Consider the following 22,575-nt stretch of genomic DNA (forward strand, 5'->3'; position numbering starts at 1 on the left):
ATTCTCACCGACGCTCAAGTAGCTGCGCTTGAAAAGAAAAAACATGATGACGAAGCGTGTGGTGAAATTGAAACGGCTCACCCAGGTTATCTAGGCTCTCAAGATACATTTTACGTGGGTAATCTCAAAGGCGTTGGGCGTATCTACCAACAAACCTTCGTTGATACATACAGCAAAGTAGCGTTCGCTAAGCTCTACACCACGAAAACGCCAATTACTGCGGCTGACATACTCAACGACAAAGTACTGCCGTACTTCGAACAGTACGAGCTTCCCATGCTACGTATTCTAACCGATAGAGGCACTGAATATTGTGGCAAAGTCGAACATCATGATTACCAGTTATATCTGGCTATTAATGATATCGATCATACAAAAACCAAAGCTATGTCACCGCAAACAAATGGTATCTGCGAACGCTTCCACAAAACGATACTCAATGAATTCTATCAAGTTACATTCCGTAAAAAGCTATATAGCTCATTAGCGGAATTGCAAAAGGATCTGGACGAATGGATGATTTATTACAATAATGACCGAACTCATCAAGGAAAAATATGCTGTGGCAGAACGCCATTAGAAACTTTATTAGATGGAAAATTGATCTGGGCTGAGAAAAATTTAGCTCAAATCTAGACTGACAGTCACCGATTAAAAAACGGGTAACTGTCAGATCAAGTCTGAGCTAGTACATTTTAACTAATAAGTTATTTTATTAATTATAAGTTATTTTATTAATTATAAGCTGTAGCTTAAGTTAATGTAGCCAAAGCGGCCAATGTTATCGTAACTTGCGCTACCCGCGCTTGTACCACGTGAACCGTACGGAAGTTTACGATTAAATACGTTATCAACACCTACTTTAACGCCTAAACCGCTATCGAAGTTGTAACCAACAGTCATATCGGTAATAAAGTATTTACCGTAAGACATTTGGTTACTTGGGTTCGAGTTACTTTCAAGCTCAACATTTGTATATAAATCTACTTCACTTAAAAAGCGTGTTTCAACTGTTGAGAAAAAGTTATCCATAACATAGCTTACAGATAAGTTAGTTTGCCACTTAGCTTCACCTGTAGTACCTGCGTATTCAATGTAGTTACTAGGATCGTCTTGGAACGGGTAATCTTTACGTTCAATTAAGTAAGTACCAATTAAGCGGGTTTTAAAGCTACCTTCAAGCGCGTCAAAGTCGTAACCTAGTTCAAAATCTATCCCTGATGCTTTTTGGCCGGCAACATTTAATACAGAGTTTTGTATTAAAGTAATTTCACCATTAGCATTACGTGTAATTAAGTTACAGTACTGATTGTTTATACCTGTTGCGCTATCAACACAGCGATCAAGAATGTCTTGCGCGTCGATTGTGTCAATCGCATCTTCAAGTTCAATTTCCCAGTAATCAATAGTAAGCAGCGCGTTTTCTAGAAACTCTGGTTGGTAAACAATGCCTACAGTTGTACTTGTTGACTCTTCGCCTTTTACATCGCGGTTACCGCTAGTTAAACCATCTAATGAGGCTGCATCGTAACCTGAGTTAAAGTCACTCGCTACACCTAATGCGGCACAGTTTGCAGTACGTGTTGCACCGTTTGATAAGTCACCTAGGTTGTCGGCGCGACACGGGTCGTCTACATTGTAGAAAGTTTGACTTGCTGCCCCAAATACTTCACTAATGTTTGGCGCACGAAGTGCTGCAGATTGAGTTACACGTACACGTAGCTCATCATTTACAGTCCAATCAAGGCCAAGTTTCCAGCTAGTTGCTTCGCCAATCGTACTGTAGTCAGCATGACGTACTGCAGTATCAAACACTAAATCTTGAATAAGCGGTAAGTCAGTTAAAATTGGCATCGTCGCTTCAAAAAATACTTCGCGTACGTTGAACGAGCCTTTATCTTCGCCCAGTGCGTTAAAGAAAGTACCTTCTGCGTTATCTGGCTCTTTAGTTTCGCTTTCTTCTTGACGGTACTCGGCACCAAATGCAATACCTACATAACCTGCTGGAAATTCAAAAATAGCGCCATTAGCAAGTGAGCCAGAAACAACTGTTTGCTTAATTGTTGAAGTACCAACTGATACCGTATTTATGTAATCAATAGCTTGTTGAGATGGTGCGCCAAAACCCATAATATTTACAGGTACACAGCCGTCAGCTTGTGCAGCAGCGCTACGACATACTACGTTACCATTTGTATCTTCAACGGCATCAAGTGCATTAAAGTAGTTGGCTAAAATCATGTTAGCGCCGTTTTCACGCTCAAGATCAGTTTGGCCGTATACAACTGACGTATCTAATTCCCAATCTTCTAAAACAGTCCCTTTTAAGCCTGTTACAAAACGCGTTGTTTCACGCGTATTGTTTTCAATGCGGCGGCCAAGGTCACTCATCATGCGGTTAACCATGATCGAATCAACACCTTGTTCTTCCATTGTCGCTGTCAAAAAAGAAAAACGCAGGTTGGCCTATGCTTTCGCCTTGGCTGTTTACGTATTTTGCATCAAAGTAAACGTTTAAGTCGTCGGTAACATCGTAGTTAACTTTAAAGTTTACGTTGTAGCGCTCAAACTCAGGTTGTATTTCTTCAAATTGACCTAAGTTAAAAAAGTCACATTCTGCACATGAATATGGATCTGCGTTATTGCCTATGTATAAATCACGTGCGCTGCTATCAGGGTTAAAGCTATTAATATACTTAGTTGGATCTTCAAGTGCATAAACACCTGAATCATTGATGGCGTAATAACCCGCATTAGGTGTTAAAATATCATCAGGAAAGTCAGCACTATTTTTGTTCTCATCCGTTTGGGCTTGGTTAGGTAAGCTGCTAAAAGATGTGCTAGTCCAAGGGTGGTCAAGTGCATTTAATGAATCTTGACCTGAGTACTCAATAGCAAAAGCGGCATTACCACGGTCGTTATCAAAATTAGAGCCGTACGAGAACGTTGCTTTTTCGTTGTTGTAGCTGTTTAAATCGGCAAAACCACGGGTAACGCTAAAATCCATACCTTCAATGTTGTCTTTTAGTATAAAGTTTACAACATCTGTTACCGCGTCAGCTCCATATACAGCAGATGCACCACCAGTGATAATTTCTACACGCTCAACCCATACACTTGGAATAGTATTGGTATCTACAGCTTGAGAACCAGCTGAGCTTGATACATGACGCTTACCATTTACAAGTACTAAGGTACGGTCTGTACCCATGTTACGTAAATCAAGAATATTTAAACCAGCAGTACCAATAAAACGGCCTGAGTTAGCCATAGAATATGTATTGCCAAGTGCTGGTAAATTGTTTAGCGCTTCACCAATGTTTACAGCGCCTGTATTAATTAGTTGCTCGCCACTTATAACTGTTACTGGTGCAGGTGCAATAGCACCTTCACGTAAAATACGTGAACCCGTTACTTCAACGCGTTCAATTTTTGTTGCTTGCTCATCTTGTGCAAGCACAGAATTACTTGCTGTTGCAGCAGCAGTAATTAATGCACATTTAATGCTAGTAGAAAGTAAATTATGACGTTTCATGTGTTTCCCAAAGGACATTTTATAGTAATTTAAAACAATATTTATTTTTACCTAGTACAATTTGTATTAGGTAAAAACCTATAACTTTTGTTATGAGGGCGGCGATTATTGCATGCTGATAATCTTATTAAAAGTAAGTAACTTACTGTTAAATAAGCAACTTGAAATAATTTGAATGGCTATTGTTGCATTTTTTACATTAGTTTGTGAGGGGGGATTAGGTGGCTCTTTATGGTTAATGTACATGGTAGGTTTGTTTTGTGTTTATGCTGTTTACATCTTTATAGTTTTTATAATTTTAGAGATGGTTTTTATAGCAATTATTTTTTAGTTAAAAGTAGTTAGGAATATTCTAATTTATATAAAGAGCAGGCGGTGAGTGTTATATGTACTTAGTTGTAAGTATTATGTATGTAAATCCCGTTTTAAAATGACTTTAATGTAAGGCTTTATTTTCAAATAAAGTGAAGTTTGAATATTTTTCATTATTAATGTTTAAAAAGATCTAAACGTGTAAACCCCCTTTACAGTTTTTGGGGTCTCAATTGCTCCTTAAGTTACTTTAGCGCGTAAACTTGGTACAATTTAGCTGTTTTTAATTAATAGGTTTGACCATGAAGTATTTAGTTATTATTTTTACCTTGTTGTTTAGTTCAATGTCTTTTGCGCAGCAATCTGTTGATCTTGAAATAAATATGAAAAATACGGGCCTTGCGTATAAACAAGCAGTACAGGCAACTCAACTTAGTGAATTTAATACTGCGATTGATGAATTTATAAAGCTAGTAAAAGTAAGTAAAACAGGTAAGTTTTACAAAAAACCTGAGCAGTCATTGCAGGGCCTTGATAAAGTAATTGCCCAAGCTGAGCTTGCTAAAAAAGCAGCGAACGAGCAGGGTCTAAGTGCAGCAAAAGAACCGTTAAAAAATATAGATAATTTACGTAAAAAATATCATGAGCTACATGAGCCTCCAGGGTTCTTTGAATTACTGTTCGGTTCATAAACCTAACTATATGTATCTTTAGTCGCTACTTTTAAGCTAATTGCGTTAAAGGTATCTGCAGCAATAAATATAAGGAAACACAATGGAAATTTCAGTTTCAATGTTAGAAGGCCAAAAGCAAAGCGCTAAATTTGGCGACCTAGAAGTAATCAGCGATCAAAGTGTAAACGCTGGTGGCAACGCAGAGCATCCAGAACCGTTTGATTACTTTTTAGTAAGTATGGTTTTATGTGCAGGTTTTTATGCGCGTAAATTTTGTGAGCAGCGTGATATTTCAACGCAAGGTATGACGCTTACTCAAAATAATGAAAATGTAGATGATAACGGTAAAAAGTTATTTTCAATTGAGATTAACCTACCAGACGGTTTTCCTGATAAATATAAAAAGGCGCTTATTGCAGCCGTTAACACCTGTACGGTAAAAAAAGTAATTCAGGCAGTGCCAGAGTTTTCAGTAGTGGTAAAGTAATCCACCCTAAATTAGGTAGCTTTAACAAGCTACCTAAATATGTATAGTGCCCCACGGCTTAACTTATTTTTTTTTCATTCCTTGTACTGCTTTAAAGCGTGGGTTGTTTTTACAAATTACAAATACACGACCTTTGCGTTTTACAATTTGACACCCCGGACGTTGCTTCGCACTTTTTAGGGAACTTAATACTTTCATACCTTTTCCTTTTTAACAGTCGATAAACTTTTAAAACGACGGTTAAACTGTGCAATACGGCCATCTGTAGCAACAGTTTTTTGCTTGCCTGTATAAAATGGATGTGAGTCACTTGATACGTCAATAGGTACATATGGATAAGTATTACCGTCTATTTCTACTGTGCGGCTTGTTTTAATGGTTGAGCCAATAATAAAGTAAGAATCGGCAGCAGTATCGTGAAAAGCAACCTCTTGGTAATCAGGATGAATATTTGGTTTCATAATACGTCTCAATAAATGATATGTGATAATGTATCATTTTAATTTAACGTATTTATTCTCTCATTGCAAATTATTTAAATGCTCCCCAAAAGGGGCGTAATTGCTGGCTATTTGTGCAAATAAATCAAAAAATAAGCACTTGAATTAAAAATGCTGGCTATTGGCGTTTAGGCTGTTATAACTATATTTAAGAGTTAAAACGTTAACAAATACGGTTATAAAGTTATTACAGAGGTTATGTATGAGTGACGCAACACAACAACAAGAACAAATTGACCAAGGGGTGATGGAAACCCTAAGAGAGCGCGACCACAGTACCTTGGCGCAACAAGTAAATCCGTTAACCTGCAACCATAATGATATTGTAGAGTTACTAGCAAGGTATATGGCACTAAGTGAGCAAGAAGATGATGAATTGTTTGATACTTGGTTTGATAACCTAACTAAAGAGCAACATACTGTTTTAAAAGTATTTGAAGTTTACCGTGGACAATATGAGCACCAAAATTAGAGTATGTATTTTTGTACGTATACCAGGTTCAGTGGCTATTTAAATAAAACTAAATAACCACTACTGCCTTTTGTATTAACCAGTAGCGCTGCTTTATTGATCACAACCCCACGTGTTTACACCATAAGTTCGGATTTAATATTATCTTTATTTAGGCACTAGTTACTGATATTTATCAGTATTCATTTATTGCTATTTTTAAGTAATGTTCTAGTTTTAATTGGTATGCTGTTTATAGTTTAGATAAGTTTATCGGATTATATATTCGAAAATATTCGCTCCCATTTCGTAATTCATAAAACACTTAAAATTAATTGAGCTTTAATGATTAAACCTGAGATCCCAAGTAACGAAGCAGAGCGATTACATGCGTTAAAAACATTAAAAATTCTAGATACGTCGCATGAAGAGCGCTTTGATCGTGTTACTCGTATTGCCAAGCGTATGTTTAATGTTTCTATTTCATTGCTTACTTTGATTGACGAAGACCGCCAATGGTTTAAATCTAGGCAGGGGCTTGATGCGCCTGAGCTTCCTCGCGAAACCTCATTTTGTGGCCATACCATAAATCAAGACGAGCTCTTAATAATCCCAGATACAGTCCAAGATAAAAGGTTTTTTGATAACCCTTTTGTTACAGGCGATCCTAAAGTACGCTTTTATGCTGGCTTTCCTTTAAAATTAAGGCAAGGGGTTATTATAGGCACTTTATGCCTTGCCGATAATAAACCTCGACACCTTAATGATGAAGAAAAACAATTACTAAAAGATTTAGGCACGTTGGTTGAGCAAGAGATTCAATCAATTCAACTAGCCACAATTGACGAGTTAACAAGAATCTCTAACCGGCGTGGCTTTTTGAACCTTGCTGAGCATACGCTAAATATATGTAGGCGAAACAAAGTATCAATGTCGTTTATCTTGTTTGATCTTAATAAGTTTAAACAAATTAATGATGTTTATGGACACCACGAAGGCGATTTTGTATTGAATAAATTTGCGCAAATTATGCTTAGTTCATTTTGTGATTGTGAAGTAATAGGTCGACTTGGCGGAGATGAGTTTGTAGTAATGCTAAGTGATTTAGATGAAACAAAAGCTGAGTTTGTTTTACAAAGGTTTGCGGATGCAATTGCGTATGCCAATAATACCTTAAATAAGCCATACAAAATTGATTACAGTGTAGGGGTAACACACTTTAAATACGATACAGGTAAATCGGTTGAGGATATGATTCAAGATGCTGATGTTGCAATGTATCAGCAAAAAAAGCAGCAATCACTTTAGTGAGCTATTTAGTTTAATTGCTGCTTGAACTTCACTTAACTTCCTCATGCTAGTACGAATCTTATAATAGGCAGTTATTCGCTATTGCAGTCATTTTTTGCAGCGGGTGATGCTAAAGACACATTTGGTTGCCAAATTCTGTCCCATATTTTATGAAGATTGTTTAAGTTTGGTCTTTGACTTATTTTTTCAAAGTTACCAATGCTCACCTCTAAATCATTTTTTTGACCCACTACAAAATTAAACACATAGTTGCACTCCATCCCCATACGTAAATCAGAAAGTACAATATTGCTTTGCTTTTGGCGCACCGAATAAAACCCTTTAGTAAACCACTGCAAGCGTTTTATAGCCCATTCATCGCTAATATTATTTAACAATGAAGGCGTTGTTTGATAAGGCGTTAATGTAACATCGCTGGGCGCGTCAAATACTGATGCATAACCTTCGTAGTATTGTCCGTCAGACATCACAACAATACGCCACAGCATAGTGGTTAGTGGGGCAGGCGTACTAATATACGCATTTACTGGTATTTGCCTGTTGTTGAGTGCTGTTTTTACCTTGTCATCAATATTTACTTTTAAAATTAAAGCGCAAAATAAATATAGACTACTTAAAACTAAGGCCGCTGCATTTATACGATAAGCCGTTGCTGCTTGTATTTTGGGTATTAGCGTACATATTACGCCAATTAATAAAGGAAGCGTGTAAGCGGGGTCAATAATAAACACACTAGAAACCGCAAAGGGGTACTCAGTAAAAGGCCAGAGTAGTTGTGTACCGTATACCGTTAGGCTGTCTAATATGGCATGTGTAGATAAACTTAAAAATACTAGCCAAAACCAGCGTACTTTATAAATTTGCATTCCCGCGTGTATTTTTAATATTAGCCATACAATGAGAGGGCTAATTAATAAATGTATTAATAACGAATGACTAAAGCTACGGTGATAAGTAAATGCTTCTACAGAGCCACCATATGGCAAAAATACATCTAAATCAGGGAGTGTGCCTAAAATTGCTCCCCATAAAACGGCTTTTCGACCTATTTTATTGCCTAATACCGCATAACCTACAGCACTGCCTAATGCTATCTGCGTTAAAGAATCCATTTTGATTAATACCTTTAATTACTACTTTTATTATTTATACTTTTTGATTATTAAAAAGCGTCAAAAAATAATGTGAAATATTTGATAAGCACATCAATGCCTAAAATTTATAAACTAAGCCTAGGTTTTATAAAATCTAAAAATGCTGTAATGCGAGACGATACAGCACTATTTTTATAATACACGGCTTGTACAACCTCTCGGTTATTAGGTGAGCTAACTGCACTGGGTAACACTTCAACTAATTTACCTGTTTTTAGGTCATTGCCAATCATAAAGTGAGAAAGTAGCGCCACACCTTGGTTTGCAATACATAGTTGGCGCACTGTTTCGCCGCTGCTTGCGCTAAGCGAAAACGTAAATAAAGCGGGCTTTACTAACGGCCAATTGTTTAATTTAGGGAAGTCACTAAAACCAATTATCTTGTGATTTTGTAAGTCATCTATTTGTGTAATTGCTGCGTTGTTTTTTATATATTCTGGGCTGGCTACAATACGTAACTGGCTGCTGCCAAGTTTACGAACATGTAAATTTGAGTCTTTTAAATCACCAATACGTATGGCTAAATCGGTTTTATGTTCAAGTAAATCAATAATGCTGTCGTGTGAGGTTATATCAAGCGTTATGTGGGGGTATTGCTTGGCAAATTCGCCAATTAAAGGCGTAAGTTGGTGCAATACAAAAGGGCTTGCAGCATCTATTCGCAGCTTGCCACTTGGCGCTTGTTTTAAAAGCTTTATGGCTTCTTCACCGGTATAAAGCGTATTTAACCCTTCGCGCGCATATTTTATAAAAGTATGGCCTTCTTCGGTAAGCTCTAATCGGCGTGTTGTTCTGTTTAGCAAAGTACATTGCAATGTATTTTCAAGGCGTGATACAGCTCGCGACACTTTAGCCACCTGTTGATCAAGCAAATTAGCCGCCCCCGAAAAGCTTCCGCAATCTACTACCGTTATAAACGTTTCTAAATCTTCAGTTTTTGAATGAACAGCCATAAGTATACCAACACCATCTTTGCATTATTAACAAAAGTATTTTGTCACTAATGCTATTTTTTGCAAACGATATTTTAGCCAAACTACATTCTTCAAATATTAATGAGGATATAACTATGCCATTGGCTTTGTGGGCGCTTACCTTAAGCGCATTTGCAATAGGAACAACTGAGTTTGTAATAGTGGGATTAGTACCCACCATTGCAAACGACTTAGGCGTAAGCCTACCTTCAGCAGGTTTGCTTGTAAGTTTATATGCGGTTGGCGTTGCCATTGGTGCGCCGGTGCTAACAGCTTTAACGGGTCGTTGGAATCGTAAAGTGGTACTAATAAGCTTAATGGGCTTATTTGTTTTAGGTAACTTACTTGCATGGCAAGCGCCAAGTTACGAAACATTAATACTTGCGCGCATTTTAACGGGGCTTGCCCATGGTGTGTTTTTTTCAATCGGATCGATGATTGCCACTAGCCTAGTAAGCAAAGACAAAGAAGCCAGTGCAATAGCCATTATGTTTACCGGGCTTACTGTAGCACTCGTAACTGGTGTGCCACTAGGTACATGGATTGGACAACACTTTGGTTGGCGTGCAACGTTTTTAGTTGTGTCGGTATTAGGTTTAATTGCATTAATCGGCAGCTCTATTTTAGTACCAAAAAACTTAAAACAATCAATACCAGCGACGTTTAAAGAGCAACTACAGGTAATCGTAAAACCGCGTTTATTACTGGTGTATTTAATGACGATATTGGGCTATGGCGGCACGTTTACAGCGTTTACTTATTTAGCACCTATTTTAGAGCAACAAACAGGTTTTGCGCCTTCGGCTATTGCCTTAATAATGCTTGTTTACGGTGTATCGGTAGCGGTAGGTAATATTTGGGGTGGAAAGTTGGCCGACAAACGCGGCCCAATTAGCGCACTGAGCATTATATTCAGCGCTTTGAGTATTATTTTACTGATATTTACTTTTACGATGGAATCAAAAATTGCTGCTGTACTTACTATTTTAGTATGGGGCGCATTTGCTTTTGGTAATGTGCCAGGCTTGCAACTTTATGTAGTAAAGCAAGCACAAAAGCACACGCCCAATGCGGTAGATGTTGCATCAGGTTTAAACATAGCCGCATTTAATATTGGTATTGCACTTGGCTCAATTATTGGCGGTAGCGTAGTAGAGAACATGACCCTGCAAGATACAGCATGGATAGGCGCCGTTATCTCTGTTTTAGCACTTGGTGTTACACGCTACAGCGGTATGCTTGATAAACGTGAAATTCAGCAAGCATAAAGCCTTAGCAGGGTCTGTTGACCTTTTAGGATTAAATTTGTTCAATCTAGGGAGGATTTAATCACGGAGCGAGGTTTGTAACCTAGTGGGCTAAGTAAAAATCGAGGGACAAAGAGTAAATCCACCCTAGGAAGAACCTACAGGCAGCGCGTATTTGGCATTTATGCTGCGTTATCGCCTATTAATGTGGAACAACCACACTGCATAGGCTCTGCCTTGCCTAAATACCAAATACACTGCTGCAAATGTAATCTCTAAAGATTAACAGACCCTAACCTTGAAACTAAAATTAATGACCTCATACCTGTTATGAGGTCATAGAATTTTAAGTGACAGTCTTAATAAGAAGTAAAAGGTGTATTTCGTAAAACTTTTAAAAGTTTGTATTTTTAACCGATTATTTTATAAGGATAAACCATGACAAAACGTGTAATAGAAATGCCAGAACTCGGTATGGGAACATTCCGCTTAGAGGGCGACACGGCCTATAACTCAGTAAAAATGGCGCTCGAAGTTGGGTTTCGCCATATTGATACCGCACAAATTTATGGCAACGAAGAGCAAGTAGGTCAAGCCATAAAAGATAGTAATATTCCGCGCAGTGAAATATTCTTAACCACCAAAGTGTGGAATAACAAATTAAATAAAAGCGACTTTATCCCAAGCGTTAAAAAGTCACTTGAAAAGCTACAAGTTGATTCGGTCGACTTACTGCTAATTCATTGGCCATCGCCTGCTAACGACGAGCCAATGAGTGAATACCTCACTGAATTACTAAAAGCGAAGCAGCTTGGTTTGACTAAGCACATTGGTGTATCAAACTTCACCATTGCAAACTTAAATGAAGCAATGCAAACACTCGACTCGCGTGAAATATTTACCAATCAGGTTGAGGTTCACCCATATTTAACTAATACTAAATTACGCGCATTTTGTGCTCAGCACGATATACATGTAACTGCGTATATGCCATTTGTAGTAGGTAAAGTACTTAAAGATCAAACCATTATCGACATTGCTAAAAAGCACGATGCAAGTCCAGCACAAGTTGTTTTAGCATGGGTTAACGCAAGCGGCATGACGACAATTCCATCATCAACTAAGCGCAAAAACTTAGAAGATAACTTTAACGACCACGTTAAGTTAGATGATGAAGACATAGCCCGCATTGATGGTCTTGATTGTGGCGACCGCCAAGCAACACCAGACTTTGCGCCGCAGTGGGATCAGTAAACTTACCTCAAACGCAAAGTTAAACTAAATATTTTAAGGTGTAGATTATCTACACCTTAACTTTTAAAAAGGAATACACATGTTAACGGTTATAGCTGCACTGTCGTGCAAAAATATTGATGCAGATGTAATGCTTACAGCACTTGAAAACTTACAAAAGTCATCGCGCCAAGAAGTAGGGTGCTTACGTTATGAACTATCGGTAAAAAGTGATAATGAACATACCGATTACGTTGTTAGCGAACAGTGGGCGTCTGACGAGCACTTTGAAGCGCATAAAAACGAGCCACACTTTAAAGCGTTTGGTACGCAAGTTACTGGGCTTTTAACCAATAGTAGTATTGATGTATATAAATCAATTGGTTAAATTCTTTTTACAGTGCCTATTATGGTACGTATTAAAATACTTAGCTAAATTACGTGTAACCAAGTAAATACTCAAATAGGTGCTGTTAACTTACATCACCTTTTATTCTTACACTCCAACCTGCCTAAATACTCAACTTCGCCAATATCAATGAAACCTATTAGGACTCTTTTTTGTTAATGCACAGTGCGTCGAAATCAAAAGAGGTTTATAACTTTATTAAAGTCGTTTTGGTATCACAACCCACTCTAATAAATAGCCTATTTAATTTGTTGTTTACATTAAAGTTCTCTGGTGTAAATTATAGAAATATAATATGGCATTTTAGTCAGCCGTAAATAGTTCGAGTGGTACTGAATAAGAGACTCAAAATAGCAAACTATTTATATATTTTTTGTGTGTTATATTTTTAGAGCTGAGTTAATTAAACTAATAATGGAGACATGGGTATGGAAATTAATAAATCTAATCAATCTATTCTTATTTTTGTAATTCCTTTATTAACTGCGTATTTTGGATCAAAAGTTATATTTCATTTATTTTCTTTTGAGTATCTTGTGTTTACAGATACTTTTGACATTCTAAAGCTACTCATTGATATTAGTGTATTTGGAGTGTTGTTCTATATTAGTTCGCTGGGCGTTGGTTATGTCATCAGAGCTAAAACATAAGTTTTTAATCATTAGCTGGTAAATTGCTAGCTAAAAAATCACAGCCAATAAAGCCTTAACAGCTTTAAACTGTATAATTTATATGGAGATAATAATGAAAAAATTAATCGCAATAGTAGCGTTGTTAGGCTTTGCCTCATTTGCACAAGCTAATGATAGTTTTGTAGTTAATGCTAAATTTTATGATAATAAAAACTTAATTGGTTCACCTGTTTTAGTAGTCAATTCAAATGAAGAGGCGTCAGTTTCAGTTGATAATTCGTATAGTTTTGCTCTTACAGTAACGCCAATTGATGATTTTACTGTTAGTTTAGCAACTGACCTAAAACTAGGTGGAAAACATATGGCTCCCTCTTTAGTTGTTGAACTAGGTAAAGAAGCAAGTATTAATATTGATGGTAAAGAACTGTCAGTTTTAGTAAGCAAATCAAGCAGCTAATAATTTAAAAACTAGGAATATAATTAATGAGAAACTCAAGAAATGAGATAGTAAAATATGGAGTCTCTTTTGGTACGGCCCTAGCAATTGCTATTTCATGGAGTGCTAATGAGTCTGTGTTATGGGCAATTTTGCACGGTTTTTTGTCTTGGTTTTATGTTATTTGGCATGTAATTACGCGATAAGTATTTTCGCGTGTGCACTCATTGATTATGTATATTTCGGTCAATGTTAATACTCGAGCAATTACCATCTAAAACTATTAAGTTAAAAATATAAAAGGAATAATTAATAATGAAAGGTGCGGGTGGAAGCTCTGGTGGTATTGGGCATTTTTTTATTGGTTTAATTATGATGTGCGGTGGCTTTTATATGCTGCTAAACGCAATTTCGGTGACCTCTAATTTTGGACTAAGTTCTCGCATTTATAGTGTTAATGCTTTAGGTGGCTTTGGCGTTACAGGCGGCATGGTTATGATCCCGTTTATTTTTGGTGTGGGTCTGATTTTTTATAATTCTAAAAATATTTTAGGCTGGGTGCTATCTCTTGGCTCGTTAACCGCACTAATATTTGGTGTTATATCGAGTGTTCGATTTAGTATGCGAACTATGACGTCGTTTGATTTGATTGTTATTATAATTTTAGCATTTGGCGGCTTAGGGCTATTTTTACGTTCGCTTAAATCTATTGATACTTAAATAATTACCACGCTTTGTTTTAAATACAATTTTAATTATAGGCATTTAACATGATGTTCTAATGCCTAAGCTAATACATTAGTAATGTAATCCTTCCTATTTACTGTTTAACCAGTAACGTATTTTAAAGAGATTTATGTGAACAACTCAATACAGCTAAAACTAATTGCTACTCACTTATTAGCACAAAGAGAAGAAAACCCAGCGCGTTCAAACTTTCCTAAAGAGTTAGTACTAGACTCGACTGACGATGCGATAGAAGTACAAAAGTTGATGATTTATTTAAATGAGCAAACTGTATATGGCTGGAAGTGTATGCTGCCTTTAGATGATGGCTCAATTATATTAGCGCCTCTTTTACATGCACCTATAAAACAAGCTGAAAATTGCCCACTGTATACAACAAACAATAAAGCGCTGATAGAACCAGAAATTGCATTTATTTTACAAAGCGATTTACCTAGTAATAAAACCTATACAAATGAAGACGTAGATACTGCATTTGCCAGCGCCCACTTGGCACTTGAGCTTATCCAAAAAAGGTTTGATGAAGACACTCCAAGCACTCACATTGAAAAACTGGCCGATGGCCTATCCAATCAAGGCGTGTATTTAGGCCCGCAAATAGATAAAACCAAAGCGTATAACGCAAGTACTGTAAATATTAACGTTAAGCAAACTGAGCTGGAGTTAAACTTGGCAGGTGTGCACCCTGCAGAACTTGCGCAGCTTCCTCTTTATTGGGCAGTTAATTACTTATCAGCAAAGGGAATTAACTTAAAAGCAGGGCAAGTGTTTATAACTGGTTCTTACTGTGGTGTTGTTGAGCTTAATACTAATGAGCAAACATGTATTACATATGAAGATTTAAATACATTTAATGTGACATTTTTATCCCATTAAGCGAAGTACTCATTTTAACGGTCATAATAAAAACAACCCACTAATTAGTGGGTTGTTTTTATTTGGCTAAATTTTAATTATTTGATTTTAGAGAGTAATGCAGGGTTTATTACGAGATTTCGTACGCCGTGGGCATGATCTTCATCAAAGGCGTTACTTTCACACCATTTACCCACACTGTTTATATCAACCTTTGCTACTTTTGGTTTAACTGACCATGTTACTTGAAAAGGAGAACCTGCTTCGTTGTAACTCGGGCCAGTAGTTGAACCGCTATAAACAACAGGTTTACCCGTATTTGTAGGTGTAGCAATAGCTTGATAGTAACCATTAACAGATGACACGGCGCTTATTTGAGAAAAATCAAGTGCGTTAGCATCGTTTACTAATACATATACTTGAGCTTCAACACGTAGTTGCGGATTTTTAATCGAATCACTTAAACAACTCCCCAAGGTAGGGCCTGGTTTTACAATTGCTGACTTATGAACGTTATGCACTTCAATGGTATCGCCAATTAAAAGCGCGCCGTGATCGCTCGGACAAATTTCAATTTTTGCTGGTTTACTTTCACCTTTAGTTAAAGAGCCTGAATATAAGTAGCCACTTTGAAAACCTTTTCCATTACCATTTCCTGCATATTTGCTAAATTCGCCACCGGCATGTTCAGCATTTTTATGAAAGTGTATATTACATAAGTTCATATTTGATGAAGTTGGGGCATGAGAGAAAACTGCCGTGTTTTCGCCTTTATAATTATCAATATTGCGTGGAGATTGTGGCCCAAAACCTTTATTAGCGGTGTTTTTATCAAGCGCTGCACGCTGTATTTTTATTATGTCGTCATTTACTATTTCGTGGTTAGCTTTAGCTGGTGTATTAAAAGATAGGATAGTGATTACAGCAGAAATTACACTTATTTGTGTTTTGATTGTCATTGAGTCAGTGCCTTTAAATTATTTTTTGCGTAACAATTAAGTTAACAGCTCTTGTTTTTCGTCAAATAATCCTAAAATAATTAGACTAATGCAAAACTATTTAATAGATAAATCGTATTTTAAAATAAGTGCATCTATATAGCGGGTGCGTAATGTATGTCGTTTTTCATGATCGGCGCCATGCCCTAACGCTTTGTTTAAAAGCTTCATGGCGGGGTGTAGTAGCGCTCTTTCTTCTTGGTTTAAACTCGCTTTACTGCGCAGTTCTGTAATGTCGTCAACTAATAGCCTGCCAATGTCTACCGAGACTATTTCGTCTATTAATCCATTTTGAGTAAGTACGCCATATTTACTGCATAAAAACTGTTGCCAAACTTGCTGTAAGTGCTCGTCTATTTCACAGCCAAATAGCTCTTCGCTAAACGTAAATCCTTGCTGAGCGAGTTTAGTTAGGCTTGCAGTATATTGCTGCGCAAAATAATTAAAAGCATGGCTTGATGATTCTATTTTTTGTTTTAAAAGACCTTGCCCCCAATTAACGCAGCCGCGCGGATAATAGTCGTCATATTCTTCGCATTCATACAAACCCGAATATGAGCTGCAGCTAAGTTGACTTTTAATACAGTAACTTGGTTTGGGGAACACACTTCGCTCTTGCCAAGCTAAAAGTGTATCTGCATCTATGTTTAATGCTTGGCACAGTTCATCGGTGTTATAAAAATGAGTTGCTAAGTAGTCAGATAAACGCATAAAGCCTCTGGTATCGTTAAAATAAAATACTGTTTATATATACAGTTATTCATTTTGTATTACCAAACTCAATAACACAAGCGATTTTATAATTAAATGTGCGCTTATACCTCCAAAAGTACCGGCAAGTATGTTACAAATAGCGCAAGTTTTATAAATAATGAATTTTTATGCGCACCCTAGACCAAATTAAACAAGCAAGCCTTATTACAGCTATTAAAACGCCATATTTAGCAAACGGTGAAATTGATCTCGCAAAGTACGATGAACTCGTTGAAATACAAATTGCAGCGGGTGTTGATGGCATCGTAGTCGGTGGCACAACAGGCGAAGGCCAGTTAATGAACTGGGAAGAGCATTTAATGCTTATAGCGCACAGTGCAAACAAGTATGGTGACAAACTGGTTATTGTTGGTAATACCGGTAGTAACAACACCCGTGAAGCGATTAAAGCAACTAAATATGGCTTTGCCAGCGGTATGGATGCAGCACTGCAAATTAACCCATATTACGGACGTACGTCAATCGCGGGTGTTAAAGAGCACTTTAAACGCGTACTTGATATTGGACCTGCCTTTATTTACAACGTAGCCGGTCGCACAGGCCAAGACCTAACACCTGATATTATTGAACCATTAGCACAGCACTCGAACCTCATTGGTATTAAAGAATGTGGCGGCAATGAGCGCATTGCACAGTATGAGCAGCAAGGCATTGCGTGTTGGTCGGGTAACGACGATGAAGCACACGACGCTCGTCATGTACACAAAGCTCACGGTGTTATTTCGGTTACTTCTAACCTTATTCCTGGGTTGTTTCGCCAATTAATGGATACTAAAAATGATGAGTTAAATACGTCATTACAACCATTAATGAACTGGTTGTTCTGTGAGCCAAACCCTATTGCTATTAACACTGCGATGATGATGACAGGTGCAGTAAATCCAGTATTTAGATTACCGTATTTACCGCTTAGTGATGAGCAACAAAAAGTAGGTTTGCCATTAATAAATGAGCTTAACGAACGTGAAGTTGTCGGTGGTAAAGCACAGTTATTAAAACAAAATGAGGTATTAACGCTTTCTTGAGTTGATAATCAATATTTTAATGACTTAACAAACTAATTTTTAGCTTTTAATCCAGTTTAAAGCTAACTGTTGACTCGTTTTTGCTGTATAATTTGCGACCCTTGATAATGTGGCCGTAGGTTATACAGCATGAATTTTAAATCTTTTAGTTTCGCTCCTGAGATCATCCAGGCGTTGGACGAACTTAACTATCACACTCTTACGCCCATTCAGCGCGCAGCAATTCCTGCTGTTCGTAAAGGTAAAGACGTTTTAGCCAGTGCACAAACTGGTACCGGCAAAACTGCCGCGTTTGCTTTACCTATCATCCAAAAATTGGTTGAGTCTGAACTCAGCACAACTAATGCACCTCATGCATTAGTACTTGCACCAACGCGTGAACTTGCAGAGCAAATTGCTAATAACTTTAGAGACTTTGCAAAGCATACATCACTTAAAGTAGTTAGTTTATTTGGTGGTGTGAGCACTGCTGGCCAAGCAAACGCTTTAAAAGAAGGCGTTGATGTTGTAGTTGCTACACCAGGTCGTTTATTTGACCATATTCGCCTAGGTAACTTAAGCCTTGCAAGTGTTAAGCACCTTGTTCTTGATGAAGCTGACCGTATGCTTGATATGGGCTTTATCGAAGATATGCAAAACGTAATTAAAAGCTGTGCAGAAGAGCGCCAAATTTTACTTTTCTCAGCTACTTTCCCTGCAGCAATTAAACAGTTTGCATCTAAGGTATTAAAACAAGCTGAAATTGTTCGCGTTGATCAAACTAACAGTACAGCAAGTACCGTTGAGCATGTTGTTTACCCAGTCGAAGAACGTCGTAAGCAAGAGCTACTTTCTGAATTGATTGGTAAGAAAAACTGGCAACAAGTACTTGTCTTCGTAAACATGAAAGAAACAGCTGATGAGCTTGTTAAAGAGCTTAACCTTGATGGTATTCCGGCAGGCGTTTGCCACGGTGATAAATCTCAAGGTAACCGTCGTCGTGCTTTACGTGAATTTAAAGAAGGCAAGGTACGCGTATTAGTGGCTACAGAAGTCGCTGCTCGTGGTATTGATATTGATGGCTTACCTCGTGTAATTAATATTGATTTACCTTGGCTTGCAGAAGATTACGTTCACCGTATTGGCCGTACAGGTCGTGCTGGTCGCCAAGGTCAAGCAATCTCATTTGTTAGCCGTGAAGAAGAAAACACTTTGTTTGAAATTGAAACGCTAATCGGCCAAAAAATCAAACGTGTATATTTAGAAGGTTATGAAGTAAGTAACCGTGAAGTACTAATTGACAAAATTGGTAAAAAACCAGCGCATTTACGCCGTACACGTTCTAACAAGTTATCAGGACAAGCAACCGGTGAAGCGAGAGCAGTAAATCGCTCACGTATTTCAAGCGTTCGTAAAAGCTTAAAAGGCGAAAAACTGTCACTTAAAAAGTCATAGTTAACGCCGTTTAGTTTAAAAAAAACCTGAGTTTACTCAGGTTTTTTTGTATCTGACGATAACACCTCATCAATAATATTTGCGTATAAATAAGCCGCTTGCTCGTCCTCTTTATTTGCTATTATGGACAAGCCAACCGGTAAACCACTTACTTTGCCTACCGGCAGGGTTATGTGCGTTATGCCTGCAATAGCAGATAACGAACTACTACTGCCATTAAAATTATCACCATTAACTAAGTCTGTTTTCCAGGCGGGTGATACTGTAGGCGCTATAACAATGTCAAGCTTGTTGTTTTTATATACATTAACAATGGCTGTCGTTGCTAAAGTGCGATAGCGTTCTTTAGTCTCTTGGTATTTTTGTTTGTTAGTTAAATCAATAGCCTGCGATTGAACTAGGATATCTTGCTCAAAGTGGGGCATTTCTGTATTTTTATTTTGAATATTAAAATTAATAAGTGCTTTTAGGCTTTTAACAGCTACTTGTGCGGGAGTGCTTGCGAGGTAGTGATTAATTTCGGCTTTAAAGTCGTAAAGTAAAATATAGTATTCATCAACAAATAGCGTATCTAAGTTATCAGTAATATCTATATTAATAACAGTGTGCCCAGCCTGTTTTAATGATTGTAGCTGCTTGGCATAAAGGCGCTGCGTTTCAATTGTAAACTTAGCGCTAGGTAGCGCACCAATAATAAGTGACGATTTTGATTTTAGATTACCTGCTTTTAATTCAAACCCTGTAGTTGTTGCATCAAGGGGGTCCTCACCTTGCAAAACTGATAAAACCAGCAGTGCATCTTTAAGTGAATGCGCCATCGGCCCTACTGAATCTTGACTGCTAGAAAGAGGCACTACACCTGAGCGTGATACTTGGCCCATACTCGGTTTTATTGCATAAACTCCATTTACTGAGGCAGGGCACGTAATTGAACCGTCTGTTTCAGTCCCTAATGCTATGGGCGCAAAGTTAAGTGCGACTGCCACAGCAGAGCCTGCACTAGAACCACATGGATTACGTGTTACATCGTGCGCATTATGTGTTTGTCCACCTACGGCACTCCAGCCTGACGATGAATAGGATGAACGAAAATTTGCCCATTCACTTAAATTAGCTTTGCCTAAAATTATAGCGCCCGCATTACGTAGTTGTTTAACAACAAAAGCATCATTATCAGTAATGTTATTTTTAAGTGCTAAAGAGCCAGCCGTTGTGGGAAGTGTGCCTTTCGTTTCTATATTATCTTTAAGAAGTACAGGTATTCCGTGTAATGGACCTGCCCAAGTGCCTTTGGCGGCAAGTTCATCTAACGTTTTAGCTTGAGCAGTCGCTGTAGGCTCAATACTAATAACTGCATTGTATTGTGGGTTAAGTTTATTAATTCGGTCTATATAATTTTGGGTGAGTTGCTGTGCATTAATAGAATTATTTTTATATGCAGTGTGGATTTCATCGATGGTTTTTAGCTCTTGTGCTTTAGCGTTAAAAATTGCTAATACACTAAGCAACGAAAAGGTAAATGTTTTGATCATTGTTGAGGTGCTTGAGTTGTCATTATTTTCTATACATTTAGCACAAAAAAACCTCACAAAGTGAGGCTTTTCGATAAACAGCTTAAAAAAGAGGTTTAAGCGTTTTCTAACATAGACAGTGCGACTGCTTCAGCTGCTTTAATACCATCAATACCCGCTGATAAAATACCGCCAGCGTAACCTGCGCCTTCACCTGCAGGGTAAAGCCCTTTGGTGTTAATACTTTGGAATGTTTTATCACGCTTAATACTAATAGGCGACGAAGTACGCGTTTCCACACCGGTTAATAAACCGTCGTTAGTTGAAAAACCACGAATTTGTTTATTAAACGCTGGTATCGCTTCGCGAAGGGCATCAATTGCAAATTGTGGTAACACTTTACTCAAGTCAGTTAACTTAATACCAGGAGTGTAAGAGGGTTGTACTTCACCTAAGTCTGCAGATGATTTACCTTTTAAGAAATCTCCAATTAACTGTGCTGGTGCATCGTAGTTGCTACCACCAAGCTCATACGCTTGCTCTTCAAGTTTGCGTTGTAAGTCTATTCCAGCAAGTGGATTACCAGGGAAGTCTTGCTCTGGTGATATACCTACCACAATAGCGCTGTTAGCGTTGCGCTCACTTCGTGAATATTGGCTCATACCATTGGTAACAACGCGACCTTCTTCAGAGGTTGCAGCGACTACTGTGCCACCTGGGCACATACAAAAGCTGTAAACTGTACGGCCATTGTCACAGTGATGAACAAGTTTATAATCGGCAGAGCCCAAAATTGGGTTTCCTGCATTTGTGCCAAAACGACATTCATCGATCATTGATTGTTTATGTTCGATTCTAAAACCGACTGAGAATGGCTTTGCTTCAACATAAATCCCTTTTTTGTGGATCATATCAAACGTGTCACGTGCGCTATGGCCAACGGCTAATACAACATGTCGAGTGTTTAGTTGCTCGCCATTTGAAAGTGTTAAACCTGTTACTTGCCCGTCGTCTAAATGAATATCGTCAACACGTGTGCTAAAGCGAATTTCGCCGCCAAGCTCTATTATACGAGCGCGCATTTTTTCAATCATGGTGACAAGTTTAAACGTACCAATGTGTGGCTTACTTACGTATAAAATTTCATCGGGTGCGCCTGCTTCTACAAATTCAGTAATGACTTTTCGGCCATAATGCTTTGGATCTTTTACTTGGCTGTATAACTTACCGTCTGAGAATGTACCTGCGCCACCTTCACCAAATTGTACATTTGATTCTGTATTAAGTGTGCGTTTACGCCAAAAGCCAAACGTGTCTTTTGTACGTTCACGTACCTCTTTACCGCGCTCTAATATAATGGGTTTAAAGCCCATTTGAGCAAGTAATAAGCCCGCAAATAAACCACAAGGACCAAAACCAATCACGACAGGGCGCTCTTTGATATTATTGTTAGCTTGGGCTACAAATTTATAACTTGTGTCTGGTGCTACTTTTACATGTTGGTCTTTTTCAAATGCTGCGAGTAGCTCGGCTTCGTTATCAACTTCTATATCGAGTGTATAAATAAGTAAAATAGCTGATTTTTTACGTGCATCATAACCACGTTTAAACACATTAAAACTGTGCAATTGTTCAGGTTGGATTTTGAGTTTATTTACAATTGCTTGACCAATTGCGTCTTCGTCATGATCAAGTGGCAGCTTTATTTCGGTTAAACGTATCATTTATATCTCTTTTAGGTGTCATAGCGGGGTATTATTACCGCTCACAATAAGGGGATGCAGGGCACAACGAGTGTGCAAACATTAGGCGCGCATTTTACGTTAAAATAGCCTGATATGGCACTTATTTATTGTATTTTTGGAGTGGATGGGTA

General features: G+C 37.8%; 22 protein-coding genes and 1 pseudogene. 14 read left to right on the top strand and 9 right to left on the bottom strand.

Annotated elements, in window-relative coordinates:
- Window positions 1-636: integrase core domain-containing protein (locus QT16_RS07090; protein WP_039486341.1), on the top strand; the 636-nt coding region annotated here is incomplete at its 5' end.
- A gap of 102 nt (window positions 637-738) precedes the next feature.
- Here the strand turns inward: QT16_RS07090 and QT16_RS07095 are convergent.
- Window positions 739-3,535 (bottom strand): annotated as a pseudogene (locus QT16_RS07095) (TonB-dependent receptor domain-containing protein).
- A 614-nt stretch (window positions 3,536-4,149) separates the two neighbouring features.
- Between QT16_RS07095 and QT16_RS07100 the strand changes: the two are divergent.
- Together QT16_RS07100 and QT16_RS07105 are read left to right on the top strand one after the other, a co-directional pair.
- Window positions 4,150-4,539 carry a cytochrome b562 gene (locus QT16_RS07100; protein WP_039487539.1) on the top strand — a complete coding sequence of 130 codons (390 nt, stop codon included), beginning with the start codon at window positions 4,150-4,152 and terminating at the stop codon, window positions 4,537-4,539.
- An 82-nt stretch (window positions 4,540-4,621) separates the two neighbouring features.
- Window positions 4,622-5,008 (top strand): OsmC family protein, encoded by a 387-nt coding sequence (locus tag QT16_RS07105; RefSeq protein ID WP_002958670.1) that lies wholly within the window; start codon window positions 4,622-4,624, stop codon window positions 5,006-5,008.
- A 63-nt stretch (window positions 5,009-5,071) separates the two neighbouring features.
- Here QT16_RS07105 and ykgO read toward each other — a convergent pair whose 3' ends face one another.
- Complete coding sequence (gene ykgO, locus QT16_RS07110; RefSeq protein WP_002958669.1) at window positions 5,072-5,206, bottom strand: type B 50S ribosomal protein L36; 135 nt, start codon at window positions 5,204-5,206, stop codon at window positions 5,072-5,074.
- The gene (locus tag QT16_RS07115; protein WP_039487543.1) at window positions 5,203-5,469 is read right to left on the bottom strand and encodes a type B 50S ribosomal protein L31; all 267 of its coding nucleotides are present in this window, start codon (window positions 5,467-5,469) and stop codon (window positions 5,203-5,205) included. The genes ykgO and QT16_RS07115 overlap by 4 nt, the downstream gene beginning before the upstream one ends.
- 241 nt (window positions 5,470-5,710) lie before the next feature.
- Between QT16_RS07115 and QT16_RS07120 the strand changes: the two genes are divergently transcribed.
- Both QT16_RS07120 and QT16_RS07125 read left to right on the top strand, forming a co-directional pair.
- Window positions 5,711-5,980: a hypothetical protein gene (locus tag QT16_RS07120; RefSeq protein ID WP_039487544.1), complete on the top strand. Its 270-nt coding sequence runs from the start codon at window positions 5,711-5,713 to the stop codon at window positions 5,978-5,980.
- Window positions 5,981-6,304: 324 nt separating this feature from the next.
- Entirely contained in the window at window positions 6,305-7,267 is a 963-nt protein-coding gene (locus QT16_RS07125; RefSeq protein ID WP_039487545.1) for a sensor domain-containing diguanylate cyclase, read from the top strand.
- Between the two features lie 74 nt (window positions 7,268-7,341).
- Here the strand turns inward: QT16_RS07125 and QT16_RS07130 are convergent, their stop codons facing one another.
- A complete protein-coding gene (locus QT16_RS07130) occupies window positions 7,342-8,382 on the bottom strand; it encodes a metal-dependent hydrolase (protein ID WP_039487549.1) in 1,041 nt (346 codons plus the stop codon).
- 107 nt (window positions 8,383-8,489) lie between these two features.
- Window positions 8,490-9,377 (bottom strand): LysR family transcriptional regulator, encoded by an 888-nt coding sequence (locus QT16_RS07135; protein WP_039487554.1) that lies wholly within the window; start codon window positions 9,375-9,377, stop codon window positions 8,490-8,492.
- Between the two features lie 116 nt (window positions 9,378-9,493).
- Here QT16_RS07135 and QT16_RS07140 point away from each other — a divergent pair, with 116 nt between their 5' ends.
- The 7 genes from QT16_RS07140 (at window position 9,494) to QT16_RS07170 (ending at window position 14,978) form a co-directional block, all read left to right on the top strand.
- The gene (locus tag QT16_RS07140; protein WP_039487557.1) at window positions 9,494-10,666 is read left to right on the top strand and encodes an MFS transporter; all 1,173 of its coding nucleotides are present in this window, start codon (window positions 9,494-9,496) and stop codon (window positions 10,664-10,666) included.
- 417 nt (window positions 10,667-11,083) lie between these two features.
- Window positions 11,084-11,899, top strand: coding sequence for a 2,5-didehydrogluconate reductase DkgB (gene dkgB, locus QT16_RS07145; protein WP_024605501.1), 816 nt, complete (start codon window positions 11,084-11,086; stop codon window positions 11,897-11,899).
- Between the two features lie 79 nt (window positions 11,900-11,978).
- Window positions 11,979-12,266 (top strand): putative quinol monooxygenase, encoded by a 288-nt coding sequence (locus QT16_RS07150; RefSeq protein ID WP_024605502.1) that lies wholly within the window; start codon window positions 11,979-11,981, stop codon window positions 12,264-12,266.
- Between the two features lie 449 nt (window positions 12,267-12,715).
- Window positions 12,716-12,937: a hypothetical protein gene (locus tag QT16_RS07155; protein ID WP_039487563.1), complete on the top strand. Its 222-nt coding sequence runs from the start codon at window positions 12,716-12,718 to the stop codon at window positions 12,935-12,937.
- 94 nt (window positions 12,938-13,031) lie between these two features.
- Window positions 13,032-13,376 (top strand): hypothetical protein, encoded by a 345-nt coding sequence (locus tag QT16_RS07160; protein WP_039487564.1) that lies wholly within the window; start codon window positions 13,032-13,034, stop codon window positions 13,374-13,376.
- A gap of 294 nt (window positions 13,377-13,670) precedes the next feature.
- Entirely contained in the window at window positions 13,671-14,075 is a 405-nt protein-coding gene (locus QT16_RS07165; RefSeq protein ID WP_002958658.1) for a hypothetical protein, read from the top strand.
- 138 nt (window positions 14,076-14,213) lie between these two features.
- Window positions 14,214-14,978, top strand: coding sequence for a 2-keto-4-pentenoate hydratase (locus QT16_RS07170; protein WP_039487565.1), 765 nt, complete (start codon window positions 14,214-14,216; stop codon window positions 14,976-14,978).
- A gap of 77 nt (window positions 14,979-15,055) precedes the next feature.
- Here the strand turns inward: QT16_RS07170 and QT16_RS07175 are convergent, their stop codons facing one another.
- Both QT16_RS07175 and QT16_RS07180 read right to left on the bottom strand, forming a co-directional pair.
- Window positions 15,056-15,916, bottom strand: a complete 861-nt coding sequence (locus QT16_RS07175) for a delta-class carbonic anhydrase (RefSeq protein ID WP_039487566.1) — start codon at window positions 15,914-15,916, stop codon at window positions 15,056-15,058.
- 96 nt (window positions 15,917-16,012) lie between these two features.
- Window positions 16,013-16,666, bottom strand: a complete 654-nt coding sequence (locus QT16_RS07180; protein WP_039487567.1) for a DUF6058 family natural product biosynthesis protein — start codon at window positions 16,664-16,666, stop codon at window positions 16,013-16,015.
- Between the two features lie 170 nt (window positions 16,667-16,836).
- Between QT16_RS07180 and dapA the strand changes: the two genes are divergently transcribed.
- Together dapA and QT16_RS07190 are read left to right on the top strand one after the other, a co-directional pair.
- Entirely contained in the window at window positions 16,837-17,754 is a 918-nt protein-coding gene (gene dapA, locus QT16_RS07185) for a 4-hydroxy-tetrahydrodipicolinate synthase (RefSeq protein WP_039487570.1), read from the top strand.
- A gap of 129 nt (window positions 17,755-17,883) precedes the next feature.
- A complete protein-coding gene (locus QT16_RS07190) occupies window positions 17,884-19,188 on the top strand; it encodes a DEAD/DEAH box helicase (RefSeq protein ID WP_039487573.1) in 1,305 nt (434 codons plus the stop codon).
- Window positions 19,189-19,220: 32 nt separating this feature from the next.
- Here the strand turns inward: QT16_RS07190 and QT16_RS07195 are convergent, their stop codons facing one another.
- Window positions 19,221-20,720 carry an amidase family protein gene (locus QT16_RS07195; RefSeq protein ID WP_039487575.1) on the bottom strand — a complete coding sequence of 500 codons (1,500 nt, stop codon included), beginning with the start codon at window positions 20,718-20,720 and terminating at the stop codon, window positions 19,221-19,223.
- A 95-nt stretch (window positions 20,721-20,815) separates the two neighbouring features.
- A complete protein-coding gene (locus QT16_RS07200) occupies window positions 20,816-22,423 on the bottom strand; it encodes an NAD(P)/FAD-dependent oxidoreductase (RefSeq protein WP_002958627.1) in 1,608 nt (535 codons plus the stop codon).
- Window positions 22,424-22,575: the final 152 nt, after the last annotated feature.

It is taken from the genome of Pseudoalteromonas distincta (genome assembly GCF_000814675.1).
GTDB classification, from domain to species: domain Bacteria; phylum Pseudomonadota; class Gammaproteobacteria; order Enterobacterales; family Alteromonadaceae; genus Pseudoalteromonas; species Pseudoalteromonas distincta.